The following is a 308-nucleotide window of genomic DNA, read 5'->3' as shown; positions in this document are numbered from 1 at the left end:
GGCCACCGCGAGGAACATCACGCGCGGCACCAGGACGTGCGGGCGGCTGGTCTCCTCGGCGTACACCGGAGCCTGTTCGAAGCCGAGGAAGGCGGCGATGCAGAAGCACAGCGCGGTGCCGATGCCGGCGCCGCTGAGGGTGTCGGGGTTGAAGGCGTGCAGCGACAGCCCCTCCTTGGCGGGGTCGCCGATGGCGGCCACGTCGAAGATCACCACCAGGACGACCTCGATCACCAGCAGCACGCCCAGCACGCGCGCGTTGACGTCGATCTTCAGCCAGCCGAGCGCGCCGACGGCGGCGACGGCCG

At 71.4% G+C, this 308-nt stretch carries 1 pseudogene; it reads right to left on the bottom strand.

The features are described from left to right. Window positions 1–308, bottom strand: a pseudogene (locus BZY54_RS54425) (amino acid permease); the annotation flags it as partial.

Origin of the sequence: Streptomyces carpinensis (assembly GCF_002154505.1) — a bacterium.
Lineage (GTDB): Bacteria > Actinomycetota > Actinomycetes > Streptomycetales > Streptomycetaceae > Streptomyces > Streptomyces carpinensis.
The sequence above is the reverse complement of the archived record's forward strand: the minus strand, read 5'-3'. Positions and strand labels throughout refer to the sequence as shown.